The organism is Cupriavidus sp. SS-3 (genome assembly GCF_035818815.1).
Classification (GTDB): domain Bacteria; phylum Pseudomonadota; class Gammaproteobacteria; order Burkholderiales; family Burkholderiaceae; genus Cupriavidus; species Cupriavidus taiwanensis_C.
Map to the genome: position 1 here is coordinate 1 of NZ_JAYLVT010000013.1, position 21,284 is coordinate 21,284.

General features: G+C 66.3%; 18 protein-coding genes and 1 pseudogene. 6 read left to right on the forward strand and 13 right to left on the reverse strand.

Annotated elements, in window-relative coordinates; genetic code table 11:
- Positions 1–167: 167 nt before the first annotated feature.
- Genes U9J39_RS19810 through U9J39_RS19820 form a run of 3 tightly spaced genes read right to left on the reverse strand, consistent with a single transcriptional unit; the run spans position 168 to position 1,652 of the window.
- Complete coding sequence (locus U9J39_RS19810; protein WP_012355164.1) at positions 168–359, reverse strand: DUF1427 family protein; 192 nt, start codon at positions 357–359, stop codon at positions 168–170.
- Between the two features lie 31 nt (positions 360–390).
- A complete protein-coding gene (locus tag U9J39_RS19815) occupies positions 391–600 on the reverse strand; it encodes a XapX domain-containing protein (RefSeq protein ID WP_115682324.1) in 210 nt (69 codons plus the stop codon).
- Positions 601–626: 26 nt separating this feature from the next.
- Positions 627–1,652, reverse strand: coding sequence for an acetamidase/formamidase family protein (locus tag U9J39_RS19820; protein ID WP_115712194.1), 1,026 nt, complete (start codon positions 1,650–1,652; stop codon positions 627–629).
- Between the two features lie 411 nt (positions 1,653–2,063).
- Between U9J39_RS19820 and U9J39_RS19825 the strand changes: the two genes are divergently transcribed.
- On the forward strand, positions 2,064–3,278 hold the full coding sequence (locus tag U9J39_RS19825; protein ID WP_115682326.1) for a CaiB/BaiF CoA transferase family protein: 1,215 nt from the start codon (positions 2,064–2,066) through the stop codon (positions 3,276–3,278).
- 39 nt (positions 3,279–3,317) lie between these two features.
- On the opposite strand, the gene U9J39_RS19830 is transcribed toward U9J39_RS19825, so the two are convergent.
- The 5 genes from U9J39_RS19830 to U9J39_RS19850 form a co-directional block, all read right to left on the reverse strand.
- Positions 3,318–4,655 (reverse strand): sensor histidine kinase, encoded by a 1,338-nt coding sequence (locus U9J39_RS19830; protein WP_115682327.1) that lies wholly within the window; start codon positions 4,653–4,655, stop codon positions 3,318–3,320.
- 51 nt (positions 4,656–4,706) lie between these two features.
- Positions 4,707–5,957 (reverse strand): alpha-hydroxyketone-type quorum-sensing autoinducer synthase, encoded by a 1,251-nt coding sequence (gene cqsA, locus U9J39_RS19835; protein WP_115712199.1) that lies wholly within the window; start codon positions 5,955–5,957, stop codon positions 4,707–4,709.
- 474 nt (positions 5,958–6,431) lie between these two features.
- Positions 6,432–7,610 carry an acyl-CoA dehydrogenase family protein gene (locus U9J39_RS19840; RefSeq protein ID WP_116380754.1) on the reverse strand — a complete coding sequence of 393 codons (1,179 nt, stop codon included), beginning with the start codon at positions 7,608–7,610 and terminating at the stop codon, positions 6,432–6,434.
- Between the two features lie 41 nt (positions 7,611–7,651).
- Positions 7,652–8,662: a tripartite tricarboxylate transporter substrate binding protein gene (locus U9J39_RS19845; protein ID WP_326347838.1), complete on the reverse strand. Its 1,011-nt coding sequence runs from the start codon at positions 8,660–8,662 to the stop codon at positions 7,652–7,654.
- A gap of 141 nt (positions 8,663–8,803) precedes the next feature.
- On the reverse strand, positions 8,804–9,649 hold the full coding sequence (locus U9J39_RS19850) for an IclR family transcriptional regulator (protein WP_373429547.1): 846 nt from the start codon (positions 9,647–9,649) through the stop codon (positions 8,804–8,806).
- Positions 9,650–9,773: 124 nt separating this feature from the next.
- Between U9J39_RS19850 and U9J39_RS19855 the strand changes: the two genes are divergently transcribed.
- Entirely contained in the window at positions 9,774–11,009 is a 1,236-nt protein-coding gene (locus U9J39_RS19855) for a CaiB/BaiF CoA transferase family protein (RefSeq protein WP_326347839.1), read from the forward strand.
- A 439-nt stretch (positions 11,010–11,448) separates the two neighbouring features.
- Here the strand turns inward: U9J39_RS19855 and U9J39_RS19860 are convergent, their stop codons facing one another.
- The gene (locus U9J39_RS19860; protein ID WP_115712209.1) at positions 11,449–12,954 is read right to left on the reverse strand and encodes a DASS family sodium-coupled anion symporter; all 1,506 of its coding nucleotides are present in this window, start codon (positions 12,952–12,954) and stop codon (positions 11,449–11,451) included.
- 349 nt (positions 12,955–13,303) lie between these two features.
- On the opposite strand from U9J39_RS19860, the gene U9J39_RS19865 reads away from it, so the two are divergent.
- The 3 genes and pseudogenes from U9J39_RS19865 (at position 13,304) to U9J39_RS19875 (ending at position 16,869) form a co-directional block, all read left to right on the forward strand.
- Complete coding sequence (locus U9J39_RS19865) at positions 13,304–13,942, forward strand: 2Fe-2S iron-sulfur cluster-binding protein (RefSeq protein ID WP_115700988.1); 639 nt, start codon at positions 13,304–13,306, stop codon at positions 13,940–13,942.
- Positions 13,943–13,956: 14 nt separating this feature from the next.
- Positions 13,957–15,605: pseudogene (locus U9J39_RS19870) on the forward strand (FAD-binding protein).
- Positions 15,606–15,624: 19 nt separating this feature from the next.
- Positions 15,625–16,869 (forward strand): complex I 51 kDa subunit family protein, encoded by a 1,245-nt coding sequence (locus U9J39_RS19875; protein ID WP_326347840.1) that lies wholly within the window; start codon positions 15,625–15,627, stop codon positions 16,867–16,869.
- A 149-nt stretch (positions 16,870–17,018) separates the two neighbouring features.
- Here the strand turns inward: U9J39_RS19875 and U9J39_RS19880 are convergent, their stop codons facing one another.
- Positions 17,019–18,194: a hypothetical protein gene (locus tag U9J39_RS19880; protein ID WP_115712217.1), complete on the reverse strand. Its 1,176-nt coding sequence runs from the start codon at positions 18,192–18,194 to the stop codon at positions 17,019–17,021.
- On the opposite strand from U9J39_RS19880, the gene U9J39_RS19885 reads away from it, so the two are divergent.
- Positions 18,193–18,321 carry a hypothetical protein gene (locus U9J39_RS19885; RefSeq protein ID WP_256461645.1) on the forward strand — a complete coding sequence of 43 codons (129 nt, stop codon included), beginning with the start codon at positions 18,193–18,195 and terminating at the stop codon, positions 18,319–18,321. The genes U9J39_RS19880 and U9J39_RS19885 overlap by 2 nt on opposite strands.
- A gap of 111 nt (positions 18,322–18,432) precedes the next feature.
- Here U9J39_RS19885 and U9J39_RS19890 read toward each other — a convergent pair whose 3' ends face one another.
- Genes U9J39_RS19890 through U9J39_RS19900 form a run of 3 tightly spaced genes read right to left on the reverse strand, consistent with a single transcriptional unit; the run spans position 18,433 to position 21,257 of the window.
- Complete coding sequence (locus tag U9J39_RS19890) at positions 18,433–19,164, reverse strand: ABC transporter substrate-binding protein (RefSeq protein ID WP_326347841.1); 732 nt, start codon at positions 19,162–19,164, stop codon at positions 18,433–18,435.
- 21 nt (positions 19,165–19,185) lie between these two features.
- Positions 19,186–20,229, reverse strand: coding sequence for an Ldh family oxidoreductase (locus U9J39_RS19895; protein ID WP_116313439.1), 1,044 nt, complete (start codon positions 20,227–20,229; stop codon positions 19,186–19,188).
- 20 nt (positions 20,230–20,249) lie between these two features.
- Positions 20,250–21,257, reverse strand: a complete 1,008-nt coding sequence (locus U9J39_RS19900; protein ID WP_116313440.1) for a Bug family tripartite tricarboxylate transporter substrate binding protein — start codon at positions 21,255–21,257, stop codon at positions 20,250–20,252.
- Positions 21,258–21,284: the final 27 nt, after the last annotated feature.

Consider the following 21,284-nt stretch of genomic DNA (forward strand, 5'->3'; position numbering starts at 1 on the left):
CCCCCCCCCCCCCCCCCCCCCCCCCCCCCCCCCCCCCCCCCCCCCCCCCCCCCCCCCACACACCCCCCCCCCCCCCCCCCCCCCCCCCCCCCCCCCCCCCCCCCCCCCCCCCCCCCCCCCCCCCCCCCCCCCCGCCGCAACGTTGCTGGCGAAGGCCTGGCGATGCCTTAGCCGATCAGCAGCTGCCCCCGCATCGCGGCTACCAGGACAAAGCCGGCGAAGGTGCCGAAGATGGCGAAGATGCCGCCCAGCACGTTCGGGGCCGGTATCGGCGCCCGTACCGCAGTGTAAAGAAGACCCGTCACGAGGCCAACGGCCGCGGCCTGCAGTTCGGTACTGCCCAATGCGATTTCCACCATGTCATTCCCCCAACGCATGAGTTGCGATGATTCAGTGGCTGGCCGGCGGCCGCCCGAAGGCGATGGTCCGGCGCCACGCGTGCACGATCAGGTAGCCGATGTAGGTGAACAGGATCGCGCAGATCCCGCCGGTGACATTCGGCGCGGGAATCGGCAGGTCGAGCCAGGAATACAGCGTGCCGGTCACCAGCCCGACCACCAGCGCCACCAGTTCGTTGCGGCCTATGTAGACGTATTGCATGCGCGTTCTCCGTCGATGGTGTCGGCTCAGCCCTTGCCCTTGGGCGGGAAGATGGTGCGCGGCATGGTGCAGTGGATGCCCTGGGTGCCATCGACCACCTGGGTCACGCCGAAGTCCGCCGACACGCTCATCAGCGAGTAGGCATCGTCGCGCGACAGCCCCTGTTGCTCGGTCAGCAGGTGGATCATGTCGCGCGCCGCGTTCTTGCCGGCTTCATCGAGGTCCTCGTGGAAGCCGTGCACCACCCAGCAGTCCGGTGTTTCCAGCAGCGGCGAGGGGAAATGGAAGTCCTTGCGCAGCACGATCTGGAACAGCACGTTCAGCGAGGCCTCGATCGCGGTGCCGCTGACTTCGCCGTCGCCCTGCGAGATATGCGGGTCGCCGATGGAGAACAGGGCACCGTCGACCTGCACCGGGTAGTACATGGTCGCGCCCGCGCCGATGCGCCAGTTGTCGATATTGCCGCCGTGCAGCCCGGGCTCGACGGTGGTGACGCGGCCGCGCGCGTCGGGCGCGACGCCGGCGGTGCCAAGGTGCGGCCGCACGGGAACGCGCACGCCGGCCAGAGCGGGCTGGCGGCAGCATTCGCGCTCGTCGACCACCTTGCCGGGGATGGTCAGCTTGCCGGGATAGTCATAGGCGTAGAGCGCATGCGCGGTGTTGGAGGCCTGGTCCAGCTCGTAGATGGTGACCCGTTCCTTCTCGAACTCCTTATACAGCTGTCCCCAGTTGGCAGCGACATTGGCGCCGAAGCGGAAGCGCGGAATCATCTGCAGGTAGCGCACCTCCAGCACATCGCCTGGCCTGGCGTCTTCGACATAGATCGGCCCGGTCATGATATGCACGCCCGGGTGGCGGTCGTCGTGCGGAATCTTGCGGTAGATCTCGCGGATGGCGTCGTCCATCATCAGGTCGGGGGCGTCGCCGGCATGGTGGGTCACCGCTTCGGCGCGGATCAGGTCGCCGCTCTTCACGGTCAGCGCGGGCGCCTGGGTGGCATCGAAGTAGCCCCAGTGGATGGTCTCGGGGCGGGCGGGCAGGTCGTGCAGCATGGTTGTCTCCTTGGTTCTTTTTTCCGCCGTATCCGCGACCGCATCCGCAGCCGTTCAGCGGGTGAGCGGCTGGCTTCGACGAGGTGGTCAGGGATGCTGGCGATGCGTGGCAGGCAGGTCTGGCCTGTTCCCGCTGGCGAGGCTTGCGTCGCCGCGGTGAGTCAATACTAGGGATGGGGCGGGCACGGGCAGTAGGGCGATTCCCCCCAAACTCTTGTGTTGCCGCGCACTAAGGTAAACCCGCTGTACACCGCCGCCATCTGGCTGGCGGCGGCGGAGTGTTAATTTTTGGTTGACACCGTGTCAATGATCCATGGAATTGTCGACCACGCCTTGACAGTGCAAAATCCGGGCGAAGCCCGGGCCGATCCATCGCAAGCCCGGGAGAGACACACACAAGGAGATCGCCGCATGGCTGACACCAATCAATCCCCGCGCCTGCCGCTGGCTGGCGTGCGCGTGCTGGACCTGTCCCGCGTGCTGGCCGGACCGATGTGCACGCAGGCGCTGGGCGACCTGGGCGCGGAGGTCATCAAGGTCGAACACCCTGGCCGCGGCGACGATACGCGCGACTGGGGCCTGCGCGTGGGCACGCGCAACACCGCCTACTTCAACAGCGCCAACCGCAACAAGCAGTCCATCGGCATCGACCTGCAGCAGCCCGAAGGCCAGCGCATCGTGCGCGAACTGGCGGCGAAGTGCGACGTGCTGGTGCAGAACTTCAAGTTCGGCGGCATCGACAAGATGGGGCTGGGCTACGAGGCGCTGAAGGCGATCAACCCGGGGCTGGTCTATTGCTCGATCACCGGCTACCGCAGCAACGGCCCGGAGGCGACCCGCCCCGGCTACGACCTGGTGGTGCAGGGCGAGGCCGGCCTGATGGCACTGAATGGCGAGGAAGGGCAGGGACCGCTGAAGTTTGGCACCGCGGTGGTCGACATGTTCACCGGCATGTATTCGGCGCAGGCCGTGCTGGCCGCGCTGTACGACCGCCAGCGCACCGGCCAGGGGCGCCACGTGGAAATGGCGCTGTACGACTGCGGCCTGATGATCACCGCCTACTACGGCCTGGAGGCGCTGCTGATGGGCGAGGACCCGCCCAAGTACGGCAATGCCCATCCGTCGATCGTGCCCTACGGCGTGTTCGACGCGGCCGATGGCCCGCTGGTGATCACGGTCGGCAACAACGCGCAGTTCCAGCGCTTCTGCACCGAGGTGATCGAGCGCCCGGACCTGGCCGCCGACGAGCGCTTCGCCACCAACACCGGCCGCTCGGCCAACCGCCAGGCGCTGCTGCCGGAACTGCGCGCCGAACTGGCACGCCGCCCGCGCGAGCTGCTGCTGGCACGCCTGAGCGCCGCCGGCATTCCGTGCGGCGAGGTGCTGGGGCTGCTCGAGGCGCTGCGCTCGCGGCGCTCGGCCGAAGCCGGCCTGCTGGCCGAACTGCCCAATCCGGAAACCGGCCGTGTGGAAGTGCTGGCGCCGCCGTACCGGCTCGACGGCGAACGCGTGCCGGTGCGCGCCGCGCCGCCGCTGCTGTCGCAGGACACGGAGCGCGTGCTGGGCGATTTGCTCGGCATGGATGCGGGGCAGGTGGCCGCGCTCAAGGCGGCCGGCGTGGTGTAAGGGCCGGCGCAAGCCGCGCCGGTGGCTGGCCGGCGCGGGCTACGACGCGTCAGGCTGCTGCGGCTCCGGCCACTTGCCCTTGCGCGGGAAGCGCATGTCGAACTCGGTAAACACGTGTTCCTCGGAGCGGCAGCTGATGCCGGCGCCCCAGCTGCCCAGCACCTTCTGGCAGAACGCGAGGCCGATGCCGGTGCCGCGGTGCGCGGGATAGGAGAAGAAGGGCTGGAACATCCGCGCCAGCACCTGCGGCGGCACACCGGTGGCGGTGTCGCGGAACACCACGTGGACCGCGTCGGGCTCGACCTCGCAGCGGATATGGATGGTGCCCTTGCCGGCGCGCCGGATTGCTTCCAGCGCGTTCTTCAGCAGGTTGGTCGTGACCAGGCCGAACAGCTGGGCGTTGCCCATCACGTAGGCGCGGCCGGGCAGGTCCACCGTGACCCGTTCCATGTCGCCCGGTTCGAACGGAAAGCGGCCGACGGCGTCGCGGATCACCTCGCCCACTTCGAACAGTGCCTGCGTGGCGTTTTCCGGGTTCTTGGAGTTGGCCACCAGCAGTTCGATGCTGTTGCTGATATGGGCCAGGTCTGACTCCATCCGGGCCACCGCCTGCATCAGGCCGTCGCGCTGCGGCGTGTCCTGGTCCAGCGCCGCCGGCAGCCGGGCCTTGAGGCCCCTGGCGGTCATGGCCAGGCTGGTCAGCGGCGTGCGCAGCTCGTGCGCGACGGTCGCCAGCGCGGCGGCCATGCCGCGCCGCTTCTGCTCGGCCAGCAGCTGGCGGTCCATCTTGATCACCACCAGCACCGCGATCACGAAGCCGATCACCGGCAACTGCAGCAGCACCGGCTCCCACGGGATGCCGCCCATGGAGTTGCCGGCCAGCACGAACAGCGCTATCGCGGCCGCCGCACCCGAGAACAGGGCAATGGTGGCGAAGGCGGTGTTGAAGTGATACAGGATCACCACGGCGATGATCACCGATTCGGCCCACACCATCGAGCCGCCGTTCTCCAGGTAGAAAAAGATAAAGGCGAACGGCAGGCCTATCGTGATGGCAAAGAGCGCATAGGGCGGCAGCCAGCGCCGGCCCGAGAACGCCGAGGCGAACAGCAGCGGCACGAACAGCGCGGTGCAGGCCAGCCGCAGCCACAGGTTTTCATAGGGCTGCGGGAACACATAGGACCAGATCACGTAGTAAAGCGGGTGCCCCACCACGCCCAGCGCGCCCACCATCTGGATCCGCCGCAGGCGGATGACGCTTTCCTCGTCCAGCAGCGTGGCCCGCGCGGCGGTCTCGAACACGGCCTGCCATGCCTGGCGCGCCAGCCCGGCAAGGTTGGGGCGGCCGTCCTCCGCTTGCGCTACCTTTGCATCCATCTCCAGGACTACTCCTCGCGGATGCCTGCGATCGGCCCGCTTGTGGGATTTTCAGGACTTGCGCCGTGCCCGGCGCGTCGAGGACCACTCTTCCAGCCGGACTTCGTCGCGGATGCTGGCGAGCACACCGACCAGGCGGTCGATTTCGGTGGCGCCAAGTTTCGCATGCAGCGTAAGTCGCATCAATGCCCGGTTCTTCGGGGTGGCCGGCGCACAGAATACCGCGCCGAAGATGCCGCGCCGCTGCAGCGCGTCGCGCAGCACCTTCACCTGCGGCTCGGTGCCCGCCTCGAGCCCGATGATCTGCTCGGAGCCCTCGCTGATGTTGTAGCCCAGTGCGGAGATCGCGGCACGGGTATCGCGGGTGAGGGCATGCAGCCGCTCCCGGCGCTCGTCCGCGGCGGCAATGAAGTCCGCCACCGCGTCGAACCACGCGATCTCGTGGCGCAGCAGCCCGGAGCTGAAGATCGCCGGCCGCGATTCCACCGCGTAGAAATCCTTGAAGGCAGTGGAGCAGGCCACATAGCCGGCGCGCCCGGCAAAGGCCTTGGCCAGCGACGCGGTGCGGAAATGCACGCGCTCGGACAGCCCCAGCGCCGGCACCAGCCCGCCGCCGCGCGGGCCATGCGTGCCCAGCGAGTGCGATTCGTCCACCACCAGCACGCAGCCGGACGCCTCGGCCAGTTCGACATAGTCCACCAGCGGCGCCACGCTGCCGGTGGTGCTGTAGACCGAATCCACCATGATCACGCCCGGGCCGAAGCGCTCCAGCTGGCGGCGTACATGATCGCAATCGTTATGGCGCACCGGCACCGCCTGCGCGCCCGCGGCGATGATGCCTTCCCACAGCGAGGCATGCCCGTTCATGTCGATATAGACCGGAATGCCGGGGCCGGCGATGCACTGCACCAGGCCAACGTTGGCGGCCCAGCCGGACTGGGCGATCAGCCCGTCCTCGGCCTGCATCAGGTCCGCGATCTTGCGTTCGACCCGCCTCTGAGGCGTATCGCCGTGCATGAACACGGACGACATCAGCAGCTCCGGCGCGTCATCGACAAAGGCGCGCGCCTGCGCCTGCACCAGCGAAGCTTCGCCCAGCAGGCACAGGTAGTCGTTGCTGCTCAGGTGCAGCGCGTCGGGTCCGGGCGTCAGCCCGTGCAGCAGGTGGTCCCCGCCCCAGAGCTTGCCCATGCGTTCCTCGAAATGCTGCGCCATGCGCGTGGTGATCCAGGGCGGCAGGGTCGGGGCCTTGCTGCGGCAGGCATGGTGGCGGGATTGCACAGGCGCGGCTTCGGAGAGCATCGGTCGTCCTTCAACAGATAAATATGAATCGGAGGGAAGCGGCAAGGCTTGCATGGCGTTTGCGCCAAAGCCAGCCGCCCATGCGTGGGGGGTGCCGGGCGCAATGTTCCCTGGTGGCGCGCCGGCTGCCGGCGTGCCATGGGACGCGTTTTCGTGTAGCGACCACTGTGCCAGTCTTAGCCAAGGATTGTGACGGGACTTCCACCAATCCAACGTCTGCATGCAGACTAGGTGGACGGGATAGAACGGTCACGCGGCAGCGCAAGGCGGGCCGGATTCAGCGGGGATTTTTCGCAACGAAATATGCTTGGTTAAGCACTTTTGCGGGCGCGATGCCGGGCGCTGGGCGGCCCGGGGCGCTGTTGTGGAGGGGATTGGCTTGCTGCTGCGCGGCCGTGGTGGCCGCGCGTCGGGCAGGGGGCGCGGCCGTGCACGCGCACAGGCCCGCCCCGCCGTAGTGCATAGATCCGGCAATCAGCCTGCGCCGGCACCCTCCAGCGCGGCGCCGCGCGCTTCCAGGGTGCGGCGGGCAATATTGAGCTGGTGGATCTGCGTGGTGCCTTCATACAGCCGGAACAGCCGCACATCGCGATAGAAGCGCTCGGCGACGGTGCGGGCCATATACCCGCTGCCGCCGAACACCTGCACCGCGCGGTCCGCCACGCGGCCGGCCATTTCGGAGGCGAACAGCTTGCACATCGACGCCTCCATGGTCACGTCCTCGCCGGCATCGCGCTTGCGCGCGGTCTCGAGCACCAGCGCGCGGGCGGCGTGCAGTTCCGTGTTGCTGTCGGCAATCATCTGCTGCACCAGCTGGTAGTCGGCAATCGGCTTGCCGAACTGGCGGCGCTGCGCCGCGTAGCGGACCATCTCGTCGACCAGCCGGATCGCCGGCCCCACGCACAGGCCGGCCAGGTTGATGCGCTGCTTGTTCAGGGCCTTCATCGCGGTCTTGAAGCCCGCATTGGGTTTGCCGCCGACGATGGCGCTGGCCGGCACGCGGCAATCCTTCAGGTAGACGTCGCCCACGGGCGAGCCGTGCTGGCCCATTTTGCGCTCCGGCTCGCCGGTGCTCAGGCCCGGCGTGCCGCGCTCGACCAGGAAGGCACTGATGCCGTGCGCGCCCGGCATCGCGGGGTCGGTGCGGGCGAACACGGTGAACAGGTCGGCGATCGGCGCATTGGTGATAAAGCACTTGCTGCCGTTCAGCACGTAGTGGTCGCCGTCCTGCCTGGCGGTGGTCTGCAGCGCGGTGGCATCCGAACCAGCCTCCGGTTCGGTCAGCGCGAAGCAGCCGGTGACCTTGCCCGACGCCAGCTGCGGCAGGTAGCGCTGGCGCTGCGCCTCGGTGCCGTCGGCCACCAGCGACTCCGAGGCAATGCCGGTGTTGCCGCCGAAACGGGCGCGGAACACCGTGGCCGCCTGCGACACTTCGATGTTCACCTGCGCCAGCTCTTCGGTGGTCAGGCCGGCGCCGCCGTAGGCTTCCGGAATGCTGTGGCCGAACAGGCCGAGGCGGCGCATCTGCTCGACCACGGGCTCGGGGATGACATCGGTCTGGTCGATCTGCGCCTCGAGCGGGATGCAGGTTTCCAGCACGAAGCGGCGGAGTTCGGCAAGCAGCGCTTGCTGGCGGGCGGAGTCGCGGATCATGGAGGGTTTCCGGTGGCGGGTTGAGGGTGGTGGGGGCGCGGCTACTGTGCCGTGATGCCGGCGGTCTTCAGCACGCCGGTCCATTTTTTGGTTTCGGCATCGAGGAAGCGGTCGAACGCGGCTGCGGGTTGGGGGGCCAGGTCCATGCCGAGTTCGGCCAGGCGGCGCGCGGTGGCCGGGTCGGCGGTGGCGCGCGCGGCGGCCTCGGCCAGCTTGCGCACCACCGCGTCCGGCGTGCCCTGCGGCGCCACCAGCCCGAACCATGCGCCCACTTCATAGCCCGGCAACTGCGCCGCCTCGGCCACGGTGGGCACGTCCGGCAGCACCGCCGTGCGTTTGGCCGAGGTCACCGCCAGCGCGCGCAGCTTGCCGCTTTGCACCTGCTGGCGCGCAATGGCGGAGGTCAGCGCCATCATCGACACGCGCGCACCCAGCAGGTCGCTCAGCGCCTCGGGCTGGCCCTTGTAGGGCACGTGGGTCAGCTTGACGTGCGTCATCTGCGCCAGCAATTCCGCCGACAGGTGGTTGGAGGTGCCGATGCCCGCGCTGGCGTAGGTCAGCGTGCCCGGCTGCTTGCGTGCCGCGTCGAGCAGTTGCGGCAGCGTGCGCAGCGGCGACGAGGCCGGCACCACGATCACGTTGGGCACCGCGCCGATGCCGGCCACGGCGCGGAAGTCCTTGCCGCCCTTGCCCTTGCCCTGGCCCTGGAAAGACGGATTGAGCAGCGGCCCGACCACGTAGCTGGGGCTGACCGCCAGCAGCGTATAGCCGTCGGCAGGTGCCCTGGCGACAAGGTCGGCGCCAATGGCGCCGCCGGCGCCGGTCTTGTTCTCGACGATCACCGGTTGGTGCAGCACCTTGGCCATGTTCTCGGCCGTGATGCGGGTGACCGAGTCGACCACGCCGCCCGCCGAGAACGGCACGATGATGCGCACCGGGCGGTCCGGGAAGCGCGCCGCGTCGTCGGCGGCGGCCAGCGTTGCCGCGGGTGTCAGCGCGGCGCAGGCCAGCATGCCGGCGGCGAGCCGGCGCCATGGGTAAAAGGCATCCATCTTGTCTCCTTGGTTGCCTGCGCCCGGGACGTTGCCGGGCGCGAGGTCGGTCTCATGCAGGCCTCTGGCGGGCCGCTGGTCCTGGTCCTGCCGGCGACATTGCCGGCAGGCTGCGCCGTCGCGCCACTGTCCCGTAACGGGTCAGCGCGCGCAGCTCAGTTCGATCTGCCGCACCGCTTCGCGCAACCTTGGCGCCACCTCGCGCTCCAGCAGGTTGTCGCGGTTGCGCGATGCCGCGATGGTGCAGTTCAGCGCGAACGGGTCCTGGTGCAGCGACTGGCGCAACGGCGCCGCGATCGCATGGATCTCGGGCCGCCACTCGCCGCGGCTCAGGCAATAGCCGTGCGCGCGGAAGTGCTGCTGGTCCTCCGTCCACATCTGGCGCTCCTGGCTGAAGCGCTGCGGGTCTTCGACCCGCAGCCGGTTCAGCAGCGCCGTGCGCTCGTCCGCGCTGCACGCCAGCAGCACCGCGCGGCCGATCGCGCTGGCCAGCAGCGGGCGCGTGCTGCCGATGTCCGGCTGGTAGAAGTTGCCGGGATCCAGCCGGCAACTGTCGACGTAGACCACCGACAGGCGCTCGCGCATGCCCAGGTTCACGGTGCAGCCGGTTTCACGCGCGATGGCCTCCATGTAGGGCCGGGCCACCTGGCGGATCGCCAGCCCGGCCAGCATCGGGTAGGCCAGCGCCAGCACCCCGGCGCCGAGCCGGTACTTCTGGTTGCCGGGCACGCGGCTGAGAAAGCCCAGCAGCCCCAGCGTGTACGTCAGCCGCGACACCGTCGCCTTGGGCAGCCCGGTGCGCGCCACGATGTCCTGGTTGCCCAGCACCGGGCTGGACGGCGTGAACGCGCGCAGCACCTGCAGCCCGCGCGCCAGGTTGGTGGCGAACTGGCGGTCGGTGGCGAGGGCATCCTCGCTGGCCAGGCCTGGCAGGGGCAGGGGTTCCGGGTGGCGGTCCATGCTGTGCGGTGGTTGCTTGGGTTCCATGCTGGGATCCGGAAAAGGGGGCGTCAACGTTGTAGCACGACCGTTCCGCAGAGCGAAACCGTACTTGCGCCCCGGCCGGCCGCCTGCCACCTTGCAGCGGACAACCCTGCCGCCGGAGACCCCCATGCCAGACCAGCACGCCCACCCTGTATCGCCCGAAGCAGCGGGCAACGGCCCGCTCGCCGGGTTGCGCATCCTCGACATGGCCACCGTGGTGGCGGCGCCGTTCTCCGCCACGCTGTGCGCCGACATGGGCGCCGAGGTGGTCAAGCTGGAACTGCCCGACGGCAGCGATCCGCTGCGCGGACTGGAGCCGGTCACCGAGGACCACGCGCTGTACTGGAAGGTGACCAACCGTGGCAAGCGCGGCATCTCGCTGGACGTGCGCACGCCGCGCGGCCGCGAGATCTTCCTGCGCCTGCTGCCGCGCTTCGATGTATTGGTGGAGAACTTCCGCACCGGCACGCTGGCGCGCTGGGGGCTTGATCTCGCCACGCTGCACGCGGCCAACCCCAGGCTGATCGTGCTGCGGCTGACCGGCTTCGGCCAGACCGGGCCCGATGCGACGCGACCGGGGTTTGCCCGCATCTTTGAAGCCAGGAGCGGCTTCACCAACCTGGCCGGCACGGCACAGAGCGGGCCGATGCATATGAACTACCCGACAGGCGACATGATCGCCGGCCTGTTCGGCGCCTTTGCCATCGCCACCGCGGTGGCGGAGCAGCGCGCCAATCCAGGCCAGCCCGGCCGCGAGATCGACCTGGCCGCCACCGAGGCGCTGTTCCGCCTGCTGGACCCGCTCGCCATCGAATACGAACGGCTCGGCCATGTGCGCCAGCGCGCCGGCAACCGCACCACCTACGCCGCGCCGTCGAACATGTACCGCACGGCGGACGATACCTGGGTCACCGTGGTGGCCTCGTCCGACGCCACCTTCCGCCGGCTGGCCGAGGCCATGGGCGCGCCGCATCTCGCCCAGTCACCGGAATACGCCACCAATGCCGGTCGCGTGCGCCATATCGAAGCCCTCGACGGCTGCATCGCCGAGTGGTTCGCCGCGCAGCCCTACGCCGCCGCCGCGGCGCGGCTGGAACAATGCCAGGTGCCGTTCAGCAAGGTGTTCAGCATCGCCGATATCGTCGAAGACCCGCAGATGGTGGCGCGCCAGGCCATCGTCAGGCTGCCCGATGCGGATTTGGGCACGGTGCCGGCCCCTTGCGTGGTGCCGCGGTTTTCGGGCTATGCGCCGCCATCACCGCGTACCGGGCCGGATGTGGGGGAACACAATGCGGAGGTTTACGGGGAGTTGGGTATTGGGGAGGAGGAGTTGGTGCGGCTGCGGGGGGAGGGGGTGGTTTGACGTTGGCCTAACTGCGGTGAGAAGTAGTGCGAATTAGCCGGACTGAAGCGCAGTGGCGCCTTGCGTTCGATGCTTGGCCCATTGCTATACCGAAACCGGGCACCCGCCTGCAGGGGGAAATTTCCCTCTGGTGAGCGGCCGTTGCCCCGTCTCTGCCACTGAGGGGGGTAGTTCCAGTGGCGGCTTTGCAGCCGATGGCCGACATGGGTTTCAATGAAAACGAGTCCCCCACTCGACCGTGCAAATCAGTGAAGTTTTCCCGAACCGTTGTCTAAAGGATGCCAAGTGGATGGCTTCGCGGTGGGCCTTGACACTGCAACGTCGTGCCTCCGGTAATCATGGCAGCGGAGCGCAGCTACTGGCTTATCCGGAACTCAACCCAGCCGAGCGCGAAAGCTTGCGGCGCAGTGCGCGCGTCGGGCGTCGTACGGTTGAGTGCTCACCAGAAGCCAAGCACCTTCCACCAGACGCTCCCGACCACGGCGAAGATCAGCAGCTCCACCACGCACATCACAAAACCGACGCGCCACCAGGTTCCCATCGTGACATATCCGCTTCCGAAGATGATCGGCGAGGTGCCCGTCGCATAGTGGGTCAGCGTCATCATGATCGCCGAGCCGGCCGCCATAAGCAGCATGAAGGGAACCACGTACCCTGGCGGTATCAGATTGACTCCGACTGACAGGAAGGCAAGCAGCATCGCACTGATGTGCGCCGTCGTGCTGGCGAACAGGTAGTGGGAGAAAACGAAGACCGCCACCAGGATCGCAGCCGTGCCGCCCCAGCCAATGCCGCTGGCCACGATCGCGTCGCTCATGCCCTTGGAGAACCACGTGATCACGCCTTGCTTGTTCAGTTGCTCGGCCAGCATGATCAGCGCACCAAACCATATCAGCGTGTCCCAGGCGCTCTTCTCGGACAGCACGTCGTCCCAGTCGATGGTGCCAGTGATGATCAGCACGAACAGGCCGACGAGGGCGACCACGGTTGGGTCCAGCGTGAGCGACGGACCGAACACCATCGCCGGAACGTTGGCCCACAGCAGCAGCAGTAGCGCGAAGGTAAATATCATGACCATTTCCTTCGGCGACACTGGGCCCATCTTCGCCATTTCGGCGTGCGCATATTCCACTGCGTTGGGCGTGGCCTTGAGCTGCGGCGGCGACAACACATAGATCACCAGCGGCATCACCAGCATGCATAGCAGACCGGGCAGCAACATGCACAGCGCCCAGCTCGTCCAGCTTAGATGCAGATTCTGGTTGGTTGCCTTGGCAATGTAGTCCACCACCAGGGGGTTCGGGGCGGTGGCGGTCACGAACATCGCCGAGGAGATAGGATTGGCGTGATAGTTGACCAAGGCCAGGTAGGTGCCAACCTTGCCCTCGGTGCCGTTGGCCGGGTCCGAGTCGAACGCGTTGGCAATCGACTTCATGATCGGATGTACGATGCCGCCACCGCGCGCGGTATTGCTCGGCGTGAACGGCGCCAGCACCAGTTCACAGGTGGCCAGACCATAGCCGATGCCTATCGTTCGTTTCCCCATCAGGGATATGAACAGCAGGCCAACGCGGGTGCCCAGGCCGGTCTTCTTCACGCCGCGGGAGATCAGGATGGCCACCACGATCAACCAGATGAGCGGACTGTCGAAGGCGGTCAGCGCGTCGGCGATCGCTCCCTTGGAGGAGGTCGAGGTGACCTGCGACAGCGAGAGGACCACGATGGCCATCATCGCCATCACCCCGATCGGCATGACCTTCAGGATGATCGCAACGATTGTGGTCAGAAAGATGGCAGCCAGGCCCCAGGCCTTGGAGGTGAGCCCCTCAGGCACGGGCAGCAGCAGCAGGGTGATCAGCACGACCGTGGTGATCAGCGCTGGGCCCAGTCGGAACGGGACCACACTATTGAAGTAGCGGAACGCTGCTTTTAGTTTTGTAAGCATTTTGCGATCCTTCTCAGAAGAGTTGGGTTCACACCGACGCCGGCAGTCAGTACGGTGAAGTTTGCGTCCAGCTGGCACTCATGATCACCGGCATAGAAGGACGTAATTCAAAAGTCACAGCGCTACCACGGTACGCGACCTGCATCACTGTTGAAGCCGCTTGCGCCCTATAGCCGAACTGGTCGCTTTGTCCCCGCTCCGGAGTGCTTGAAACAGCACACGCGGCTCCGCAGATTCGTCATGCGGCGTGCCTAGGCAAAAACCATCGGTGTGCTATGGTTTTTTATATGACCTTTTCGGCTAGGGGGCCAGTGTGCGTTGGCCGGCCCAGCTACCAAACGAGCGCGCAATGGTACGTCTGAGCGTCGAAGGACGGCAGCTCGAAGCACCGGCAAACTGCTCCATCCTGCAGGCCTTTTTGCAGGCGGGAGAAACGCTTGTCGAGGGCGTTGGCTGCATGGGCCAGGGTGTATGCGGCTCTTGCCGTGTCATGGTGCGGCGCAGCGGCGAGCAGGACGTGCGCACGGCGCTCGCCTGCGAGACGCTGGTCGAGGACGGTATGCAAGTCGCGTTTCTGGATTACTTCACGGCCTCGGAGCGGCACGTCTATCGCATCGACGAGATCGGCGATAGCTGGGAGGCCTTGCGGACCATCTCCGAAGTGTTCCCCGAAGCCGCGCATTGCCGTCACTGCAGTGGATGCGACCGCGCCTGCCCGAAGGGGCTCGACGTCCAGGACGGGGTGAAGTTCGCGGTCGAAGGCAAGCTGACAGCTTCGAGCCAGGTCTTCGACGAATGTGTGATGTGTAACCTCTGCACGCTGGCGTGCCCCGAGCATATCCGTCCCAACCATCTCGGCTTGTTCGTGCGGCGAATGATCGCGGCGCAAACGCTGCGCCCGGCCAATCTCATGCTGCGATTGCAGCAGATCGAGAACGGCGAGATGAAGATCGACTTCGACGCAGCAGGCGCGCACCCGCCGCGCTGAAGGGATGAACCATCATGCCGGCTGGCATCCCCTACGAAGACGCGCGCAAGCGCTACCGTCCCGGCACGGCGCCAACGATGCGCGGCGACGACATTCCCGCCGACGAACTGCTCAAGGGCTATCACCCCGACCACGGCCCCAATGCACGCGTGGTGCTGGGCGCAGGCGTCAATCGCGGCGAGCCTTGTCAGCCGGATCTCGCCCGATATCTGCAAGCCAACGCGCTGATCGACGACGTCGATATTGCTGGCGCGCAACTTGTCTCCACAGATGTGCTGATCGTCGGCGGGGGTGGTGGCGGTTGCGCAGCGGCGCTTAGCGCGGCCAAGCAGGGCGCGCAGGTGGTTCTCGCCACCAAGCTGCGCCTCGGTGACAGCAATACCGTGATGGCAGAAGGCGGGATCCAGGCAGCCATCGGCGAGGACGACAGCCCTCAATTGCACTTTGAGGACACCTTGCGCGCCGGACATTTCTGCGGCGAGCCCGAGTTGGTCGCCCAGATGGTGATGGACGGCCCGACGTGATTCGCTGGCTGATCCGGCTAGGTATGATGTTTGACCAGGAGGAGGACCGGCCCTTGGGCGGCAATCTGCTGCGCAAGAAGCCCGGCGGGGCGTCGGCCGCGCGCATCCTCTCCTACCGGGACTACACCGGATTGGAGATGATGCGCGTGTTGCGCGAGGCGGTGGACCTGGAACCCGCAATCGCGGTGTGGAACCGCTGCCCCGTGGTCGAATTGCTGTCCGACGAACGGGGGCGTTGCGCCGGCGCGGTGATCTACAACCTCGAATGGCGCACCTTCATGCTGGTACGCGCGCGCGCCGTGGTTCTTGCAACCGGAGGGGCGGGGCGCCTGCACCTGAATGCGTTCCCCACGTCCAATCACTACGGTGCTACCGCAGATGGCCTGGTGCTTGCCTATCGGATCGGCGCGCGGCTGCGCGAGCTGGATTCGTTTCAATACCATCCCACCGGCATTGCCTACCCGCCGCACCTGGCGGGCGGCCTGATATCGGAAGCTGCCCGTTCGGCCGGCGCAAAGCTGATCAATGGCGAGGGCGAGAGGTTTGTCGATGAACTCAAGCCGCGGGACATCGTGGCCTCGGCGATCCTGCGCGAATGCGCGCAGGGGCGCGGCATCGAGCGTGGCGGCAGGGTTGGAGTCTTCCTCGACACGCCGACGCTGGAAATGGAGAACCCCGGCATTCTTGCCAGTCGACTCGTGACGCTACGCCATCTTGCGCACAAGTGCGGACAGGATGCGGCACAGGAGCCTTTCCTGGTCTATCCGACCCTGCACTACCAGAATGGTGGCGTTGCCATCGACAAGAACGGCATGACGAACGTGCCGGGGCTGTACTGCGTGGGCGAGGTCACGGGCGGGATTCACGGGCGCAACCGGCTGATGGGCAACGCGCTGCTCGATATCCTGAGCATGGGCAGGCGCGCCGGTGCCAGCGCGGCGCAAGCCGGGCGCGGCGCCATGGGCGCGCGCGCGGGCATTGGCCACGTGCACGCGTGGCAGCGGGAGCTGACGCTGGCCGGGCTGCCGCTGCACGTCAAGGCCCCCCAGCTCTTCCCTGGCTACGCGAATTTCGATCTGCGCGTCGATGCAGGGTTGGACACGGGCGCGTCGGGTCGGGCTGTCGGCGGCACCATGTAGGCGGAGCATGGAGCGCGCCATGGAACAGCTAAACGAGGTTCTGATCAACGAGGACATCCGGGTCGGCGCCAACCTGGATGCCTGGCTGGCACGCGGCGGCGGAGAGGGGCTGGCGCAGGCCCTGCGAGAGCCGGACGCAATCATTGCCGAGATCAGGCGGGCGGACTTGCGCGGGATGGGTGGCGCCGGCTTCCCGACGCATAGAAAATGGGCAGCGGTCGCTGCGGTGGCTGCCGCTGAAAAATACATCATCTGCAATGGCAATGAAGACGAACCGGGCACGTTCAAGGACCGCTTCCTGCTGGAACATACGCCGCACCAGGTGGTCGAGGGCGCGCTGATCGCCGCGGTCGCTACCCGCGCCAACCATGTGGTGCTGTATGTCAACCCCCATCAGCCGCTGTCGCTGGCGACGATGCGCGAGGCGGTGCAGCAATGGCAGGCACACCCGCAATTCGCCGAGCTGGCAGGGGTGGTCGGCGGACCGGTATCGCTCCGCGTTGTACCCAGCTCAGGCTTGTATATCGGCGGCGAGGAAACCGCAGTCATCGCCAGCGTCGAAGGAGGATTCCCGTTTCCGCGCCGCAAGCCGCCGTTTCCCGCCGAGCACGGCGTGCATGGCGCACCGACGGTCGTCAACAACACCGAGACGCTGGCCCACGTCCCGGGCATCCTGCGCAACGGTGCCCAGTGGTATCGCAGCCTCGGCGTCGGCCATGCCGCGGGAACCAAGCTGTACTCGTTGTCGGGCGACGTCTTGCGGCCCGGCCTGTACGAGTTGCCGATGGGCACGAGCTTGGAGACGCTGGTATTCCGGCATGGTTGCGGGATGCTGCAGGGAAAGGAGTTCAAGGCGGTCTTCACGGGTGGCCCGTCCAATACGCTGCTGACCAAGCGCGATCTCGATGTGGCGCTGGACTTCGATTCCGTGCGGCAACGGGGCTCGCGGCTGGGCACCGGCGCGATGATCGTGGTATCGGAAGGGACCAGCATCGTGCGCAAGGTGGCGGAGTACGTCAGCTTCTTCGCCCAGGGCTCATGCGGCCAGTGCCCGCCGTGCAAGGGGGGGACTTTTCAACTGATGCGCCTGCTCAACCGGATCGATACGGGCCGCGGCGTTCGCGCGGACCTGGAAGCGTTGGAAAACCTTTGCCGCATCCTTCCCGGCAGCGGTCGCTGCGGGTTAATCGATGGCGCCGTGACGGTGGTAGACAGTTCCCTCAATCAGTTTCGGGAGGAATACGAGGCGCTCCTGATGGCATAGTTCCACCGTCGAACGTCCGAGATATGCGGGGCGTCGCGCTGTGTGAGCGCGCATGCCTTATGCAGGCATGTATCGCCTGGCGGCGCTACATCGGTCCCCTGGCGACACCGCAGCAATTCCGCAGCCATGAGTGGCCGGTTGCGGCATCATCATTCGATCAGCCCGCGGGCGGCCTGCCTGACGTCGGGCGAGGAGAAGCGGAAGACGGCGCGATCCAGCAAGTAGTGGATGAAGCCAGTCGCGAAGCCCAGTGCCAGCAGCGCCGGCACGTAAGGCGAGGAGCGCAGCCAGCGCGCCGCCTCGCCGAAGATGCGATCGGCGTAGGCGTATTCGTCGGTCACGGCCTCCACCTCCAGGACGGGTAGCAGCAAGGTGGAGATGACGGCGAGGACGAGCAGCACTGCCCAGCCGCGTCGATTGATGGGTGCGAGCAGTTGCTGCCAAGGTGTGCCGGGCGCCTGAGCCTTACCGGAAGCTGCGAGCGAAGTGAGTCCCATTGCCGCGCTCCAATGTTGTACGCTCCACAGCACGATGAACAGGAACGGGTCGCGCGCGAGGAAGGCGAAGAGCACCATGGACGAGACGCTGAGGACGTAGGCCACGCGCGGCAGCGATGCACGCTGCGAGCGCAGTTCGACGTATAGCATCAGGCCAGTCAGGATGATGACGAAGGCAATGCCGCCATCGTGCAGTATGCGCGCGAACAGGTCCGACCAGCCCACCCCCAGCAGCGGCTCGACCCAGCGATCCTGGAAGGCTATCGATCCAGCCAAGGCGTCTGCCAGTACGACCAGGCCACCGCCCACGACGAGCGCGAACCACCGGTCAAGCCGTCGCGTGACCGCGTCGGATGCTCGTCCTGCGCGAGAGCGGTAGAGGCTAAGTAGCCCAAAATGCTGCGCGGCGAAATGGTGACTCACCAGCAGGTAGTCCAGCACGGCCAGCCACACCACGCGCTCAGTCACCGGGATCGGCAGCACCCTCTCAGGCGCCAGAAGCAGGGCGAAGCATGCCACGGCGATGGTCAACGGGGCCACTACGAAACGTAGCCGCTGAGTCGTGAGCAGAGGACGGTAGGCCGGGGTTGCGTAGGCCAACCAGGCCGACGCGACGCGGTGGCCGAACCATAGGGGTACTGCAAAGGCAAAAAACAGTCCGTCCACCGGGCTGGCGCGCACGTCGTCATGACCCCAGGCCAGCAGAAGGACCAGAGGGGCTAACCACAGCGCATTCAGTACCCAAACGAGGTCCCAAGCCGGGTTCTTGATCCAGCGCATGGTGGGCTTCCTGGCTTCGCCGCTGCCGCGCAACTGGCGATTGGCCATGGTGGAACTCCTGGAAGTTGCTTGCGAGGTGGTGGTTTCAGCATATGCGCACAAGGATCGGGAGGACAAATACTTTCCTGTCTTCGGGCGACGCTCGCAGGCCGACTTCGAAATGGCGGCCCTGTAAAGTTCTCGTGCAGTCGTGCCAGCTCAGCAGCCCGCGCCGGATTTCGCCAAGCGCAAAGAAAGGCCGATGTTCAATCCCCCTTGGCGAGCGGCGGTAGCGCCTTTTGCAGTGCTATGATTTCGCGGCGGCGACGGACGCGCCCTCGATTCCGTGACGCCTGAGAGCGTCCGCAACGAAGCCGGAGGCCTTCATCTCCTCGACGAACCGCCGTAGCCATTCCACAGCTTCAGCGCTGCGGGCTTTGGGGAGGCCCATTGCCTGCTGTATGACCATAAACCTGCCCGGCAGCAACCTCAGGCCCGCAGTGCGCCTGGCATCTCCTTCCAATTGCTGTCGCACCCCTGCAGCGACGTCCGCATTTTCTTCCAGGAATGTTTGCACCGCGGATGGAGACGTTGGGGCGCGCACGATCTGTGCATGTTTCAGCGTACGAGTGAGATAAAGGTCGTAGGCGCTCCCTTTCCCTACGACGACGCGGCGTCCGGCAAGGTCGACTTCATCGTTGGTCTTGACGGGGGATTCATGCTTCACCAGGTATGCGCCCTCGATCAGCACGTAGGGTTCAGAGAAGGCGATGCCGGCCCCCCGGACTGGGTCGACGGCAAAGAACCCGAAGTCAGCCTGCTCGGCCGTGACGGCATCGACCGACTTTCCCGCGGAATCGAACACGACAAGCTCAAGCGGCAGGCCAAGGCGATGGGCAAACTCGCCGGCCAGGTCTACTGAAACGCCGAATGGATTTCCCTCGGCATCGAGGTTTGCGAGGATGGGATTGCCCACATTAATGGATGCGCGAAGGATTCCCGTCGGCGCAAGCTCGAGCCGTGCATGGTCATTTGTCATGGTGCTTCCGAGTGTGCAATCTCAGTTGGTCTTCGCGTTCGCATGTCGATCCAGTAGTGCTTTCACTGCCGGGTCCATGGCGATGCCCTCTTCGCGCTGACGCGCCAGCTTGTCCAGTTCGATCTCTCCGGGAACAATGACAGGCTTGCCAGGCTCGGCCGGTGCGCTACCGTGGAGGATGGCTGCAAAGTCTTTCATGCGGGCAGCCAGCCATTGCGCCGATCCCAGCCGCCTGGTATCGACCAGGATAAAGAAATGGCCAAGGTTCTGGGGTTCGTCAGGTGCATCGACCCAAGACTTGACGTGCGTCAGGTACGCCGCATCCGAGAGCAATCCAGCGAAGAGATCGACCATCAGTGCCAGCCCATAGCCCTTGTGCCCGCCAATCGGCAGCAGGAAGCCATCGAGGGCGGCTTTGGGATCGGTGGTTCTTCGTCCTTGCGCGTCGGTGGCCCACGAATCCGGAATGGATTGTCCTGCCTTGAGTGCATTGCGAATCTTGGCGCGCGCGGCCACGCTCATTGCCATGTCCAGCAGGAAGTGGCGGCCGTCATGCCCCGGTACGCCGAAGCCCAGTGGGCTGTTGCCCAGGCGAGCATCGCTTCCGCCCCATGGCGCGATGGTCGTCGTGGCATTGCTGCCAATCATGCTGGCGAACCCTGCTTGCGCCGCAATGTAGCTGTACGGCGAAACCGGCCCGAAATGATTGCTGCCCCGGACGAAGGCCATGCCGATGCCGAATTCTCCGGCGACTTCCATGGCGGCGCGCAGCGCCTTCATGCCAGCGAGCGGACCGACCGCGTTGCCGCCATCGACCTTTACCAGCGCCGGCGCGGCGCGTTCGACGGTAATGGTGGGGCGTGCCGAGATACCGCCGGACCGGAGTCGTTCGCCATAGGATTCAATGCGAGACAGTCCATGGGTGCTGAGCCCGAAGAGGTCTGCCAGTACGAGGATGTCAACGACATCGCTGGCGTCATGTTCGGCCAGGCCGAGGCCCTGGAACGCGCGTGTTCCTAGCTGACGGAGTTCGGCTTCGGATACCGTGATTCGATCTTGTTGCATGCTGGATATTCTCTGAAGATTTAGTTGGCCTGGATTCCCGCGCTGCGGACGACGGTGCCCCAGCGTTGTTGCTCGGTACGAATGAATGACGTGAATTCGGCGCTGCCCGCACCGACAGGCGTGCTTGCGTCCTCTGCAAGTCGCTGTCGCACCAGTGGGCTGGCCAGGGCCTTTACTGCCTCTGCATGCAGACGACTGACAACCGGCGTGGGCGTGCGCGCAGGCGCCATCAGCCCAAACCACTGAGAGCTTTCGAATCCGGGATAGCCTTCCTCGGCAATGGTGGGAACGTTGGGAATCGGCGTGAGGCGTTTTGACGATCCAACCGCGAGGATGCGCAGCTTGCCTGCCCTGGCGTGTTGCAGGATCCCTGCCAGGCCCGCCGATGCGGCGTCAATGTTTCCGGCCAGCAAGTCGGTAATCTGGGCGCCGGTGCCCTTGTAAGGCACGTGCACAAGATCGATATGCGCGGCCTGCTTGAGCATCTCGAAGGCGACGTTGCCAGCGCTCCCGTTGCCCGCCGATCCGTATGTCATGGCGCCAGGCTTCGCCTTGGCCTGGGCGATGAATGCCTTGATGGAATCGCTATGGACGGTAGGCCCGACCGCGAACACCATCGGCACTTTCGCGAGCAATGTCACCGGCGTGAAGTCCTTCAGAGGATCGTAGGGAAGCTTGCGCATCATGGCGGGATTGACGGCAAGCGTGCCAACGTGGCCAAGAACCAGTGTGTATCCGTCAGGCGCGGCGCGCGCGGTTTCCTGCATGGCGATGACGCCCTGGCCACCGCCCTTGTTGTCCACGACGATCTGTTGGCCCAGACCCTTCGACATCTCTGCCGCGATCGCGCGGGCAATGGCGTCCGAGCTTCCGCCTGGTCCATACGGGACGATCAGCCGGATCGGCCTGAGGGGTGTCCAGGTCTGCGCATGTGCGGGGATCAGTAAAGCGGCTAGCGGGATCGCGAGGGCGGCAAGGGCGGCACGGCGCGGCATGCGCCGTACCGGCTCTCGTACTTTGTTGGGCATTGTGTCTCCTGCTTGGTCATGACAGCG

Bases quoted from the DNA above. Each gene is read 5' to 3' on its own strand.
- U9J39_RS19855 (WP_326347839.1), top strand. From the start codon at position 9,774: ATGCCAGACCAGCACGCCCACCCTGTATCGCCCGAAGCAGCGGGCAAC.
- U9J39_RS19895 (WP_116313439.1), bottom strand. From the start codon at position 20,229: ATGCAACAAGATCGAATCACGGTATCCGAAGCCGAACTCCGTCAGCTA.
- U9J39_RS19810 (WP_012355164.1), bottom strand. From the start codon at position 359: ATGGTGGAAATCGCATTGGGCAGTACCGAACTGCAGGCCGCGGCCGTT.
- U9J39_RS19840 (WP_116380754.1), bottom strand. From the start codon at position 7,610: ATGATCCGCGACTCCGCCCGCCAGCAAGCGCTGCTTGCCGAACTCCGC.
- U9J39_RS19820 (WP_115712194.1), bottom strand. From the start codon at position 1,652: ATGCTGCACGACCTGCCCGCCCGCCCCGAGACCATCCACTGGGGCTAC.
- U9J39_RS19845 (WP_326347838.1), bottom strand. From the start codon at position 8,662: ATGGATGCCTTTTACCCATGGCGCCGGCTCGCCGCCGGCATGCTGGCC.
- U9J39_RS19880 (WP_115712217.1), bottom strand. From the start codon at position 18,194: ATGGCCAATCGCCAGTTGCGCGGCAGCGGCGAAGCCAGGAAGCCCACC.
- U9J39_RS19890 (WP_326347841.1), bottom strand. From the start codon at position 19,164: ATGACAAATGACCATGCACGGCTCGAGCTTGCGCCGACGGGAATCCTT.
- U9J39_RS19885 (WP_256461645.1), top strand. From the start codon at position 18,193: ATGGTGGAACTCCTGGAAGTTGCTTGCGAGGTGGTGGTTTCAGCATAT.
- U9J39_RS19850 (WP_373429547.1), bottom strand. From the start codon at position 9,649: ATGGAACCCAAGCAACCACCGCACAGCATGGACCGCCACCCGGAACCC.
- cqsA (WP_115712199.1), bottom strand. From the start codon at position 5,957: ATGCTCTCCGAAGCCGCGCCTGTGCAATCCCGCCACCATGCCTGCCGC.
- U9J39_RS19865 (WP_115700988.1), top strand. From the start codon at position 13,304: ATGGTACGTCTGAGCGTCGAAGGACGGCAGCTCGAAGCACCGGCAAAC.
- U9J39_RS19825 (WP_115682326.1), top strand. From the start codon at position 2,064: ATGGCTGACACCAATCAATCCCCGCGCCTGCCGCTGGCTGGCGTGCGC.
- U9J39_RS19830 (WP_115682327.1), bottom strand. From the start codon at position 4,655: ATGGATGCAAAGGTAGCGCAAGCGGAGGACGGCCGCCCCAACCTTGCC.
- U9J39_RS19860 (WP_115712209.1), bottom strand. From the start codon at position 12,954: ATGCTTACAAAACTAAAAGCAGCGTTCCGCTACTTCAATAGTGTGGTC.
- U9J39_RS19900 (WP_116313440.1), bottom strand. From the start codon at position 21,257: ATGCCCAACAAAGTACGAGAGCCGGTACGGCGCATGCCGCGCCGTGCC.
- U9J39_RS19815 (WP_115682324.1), bottom strand. From the start codon at position 600: ATGCAATACGTCTACATAGGCCGCAACGAACTGGTGGCGCTGGTGGTC.
- U9J39_RS19875 (WP_326347840.1), top strand. From the start codon at position 15,625: ATGGAACAGCTAAACGAGGTTCTGATCAACGAGGACATCCGGGTCGGC.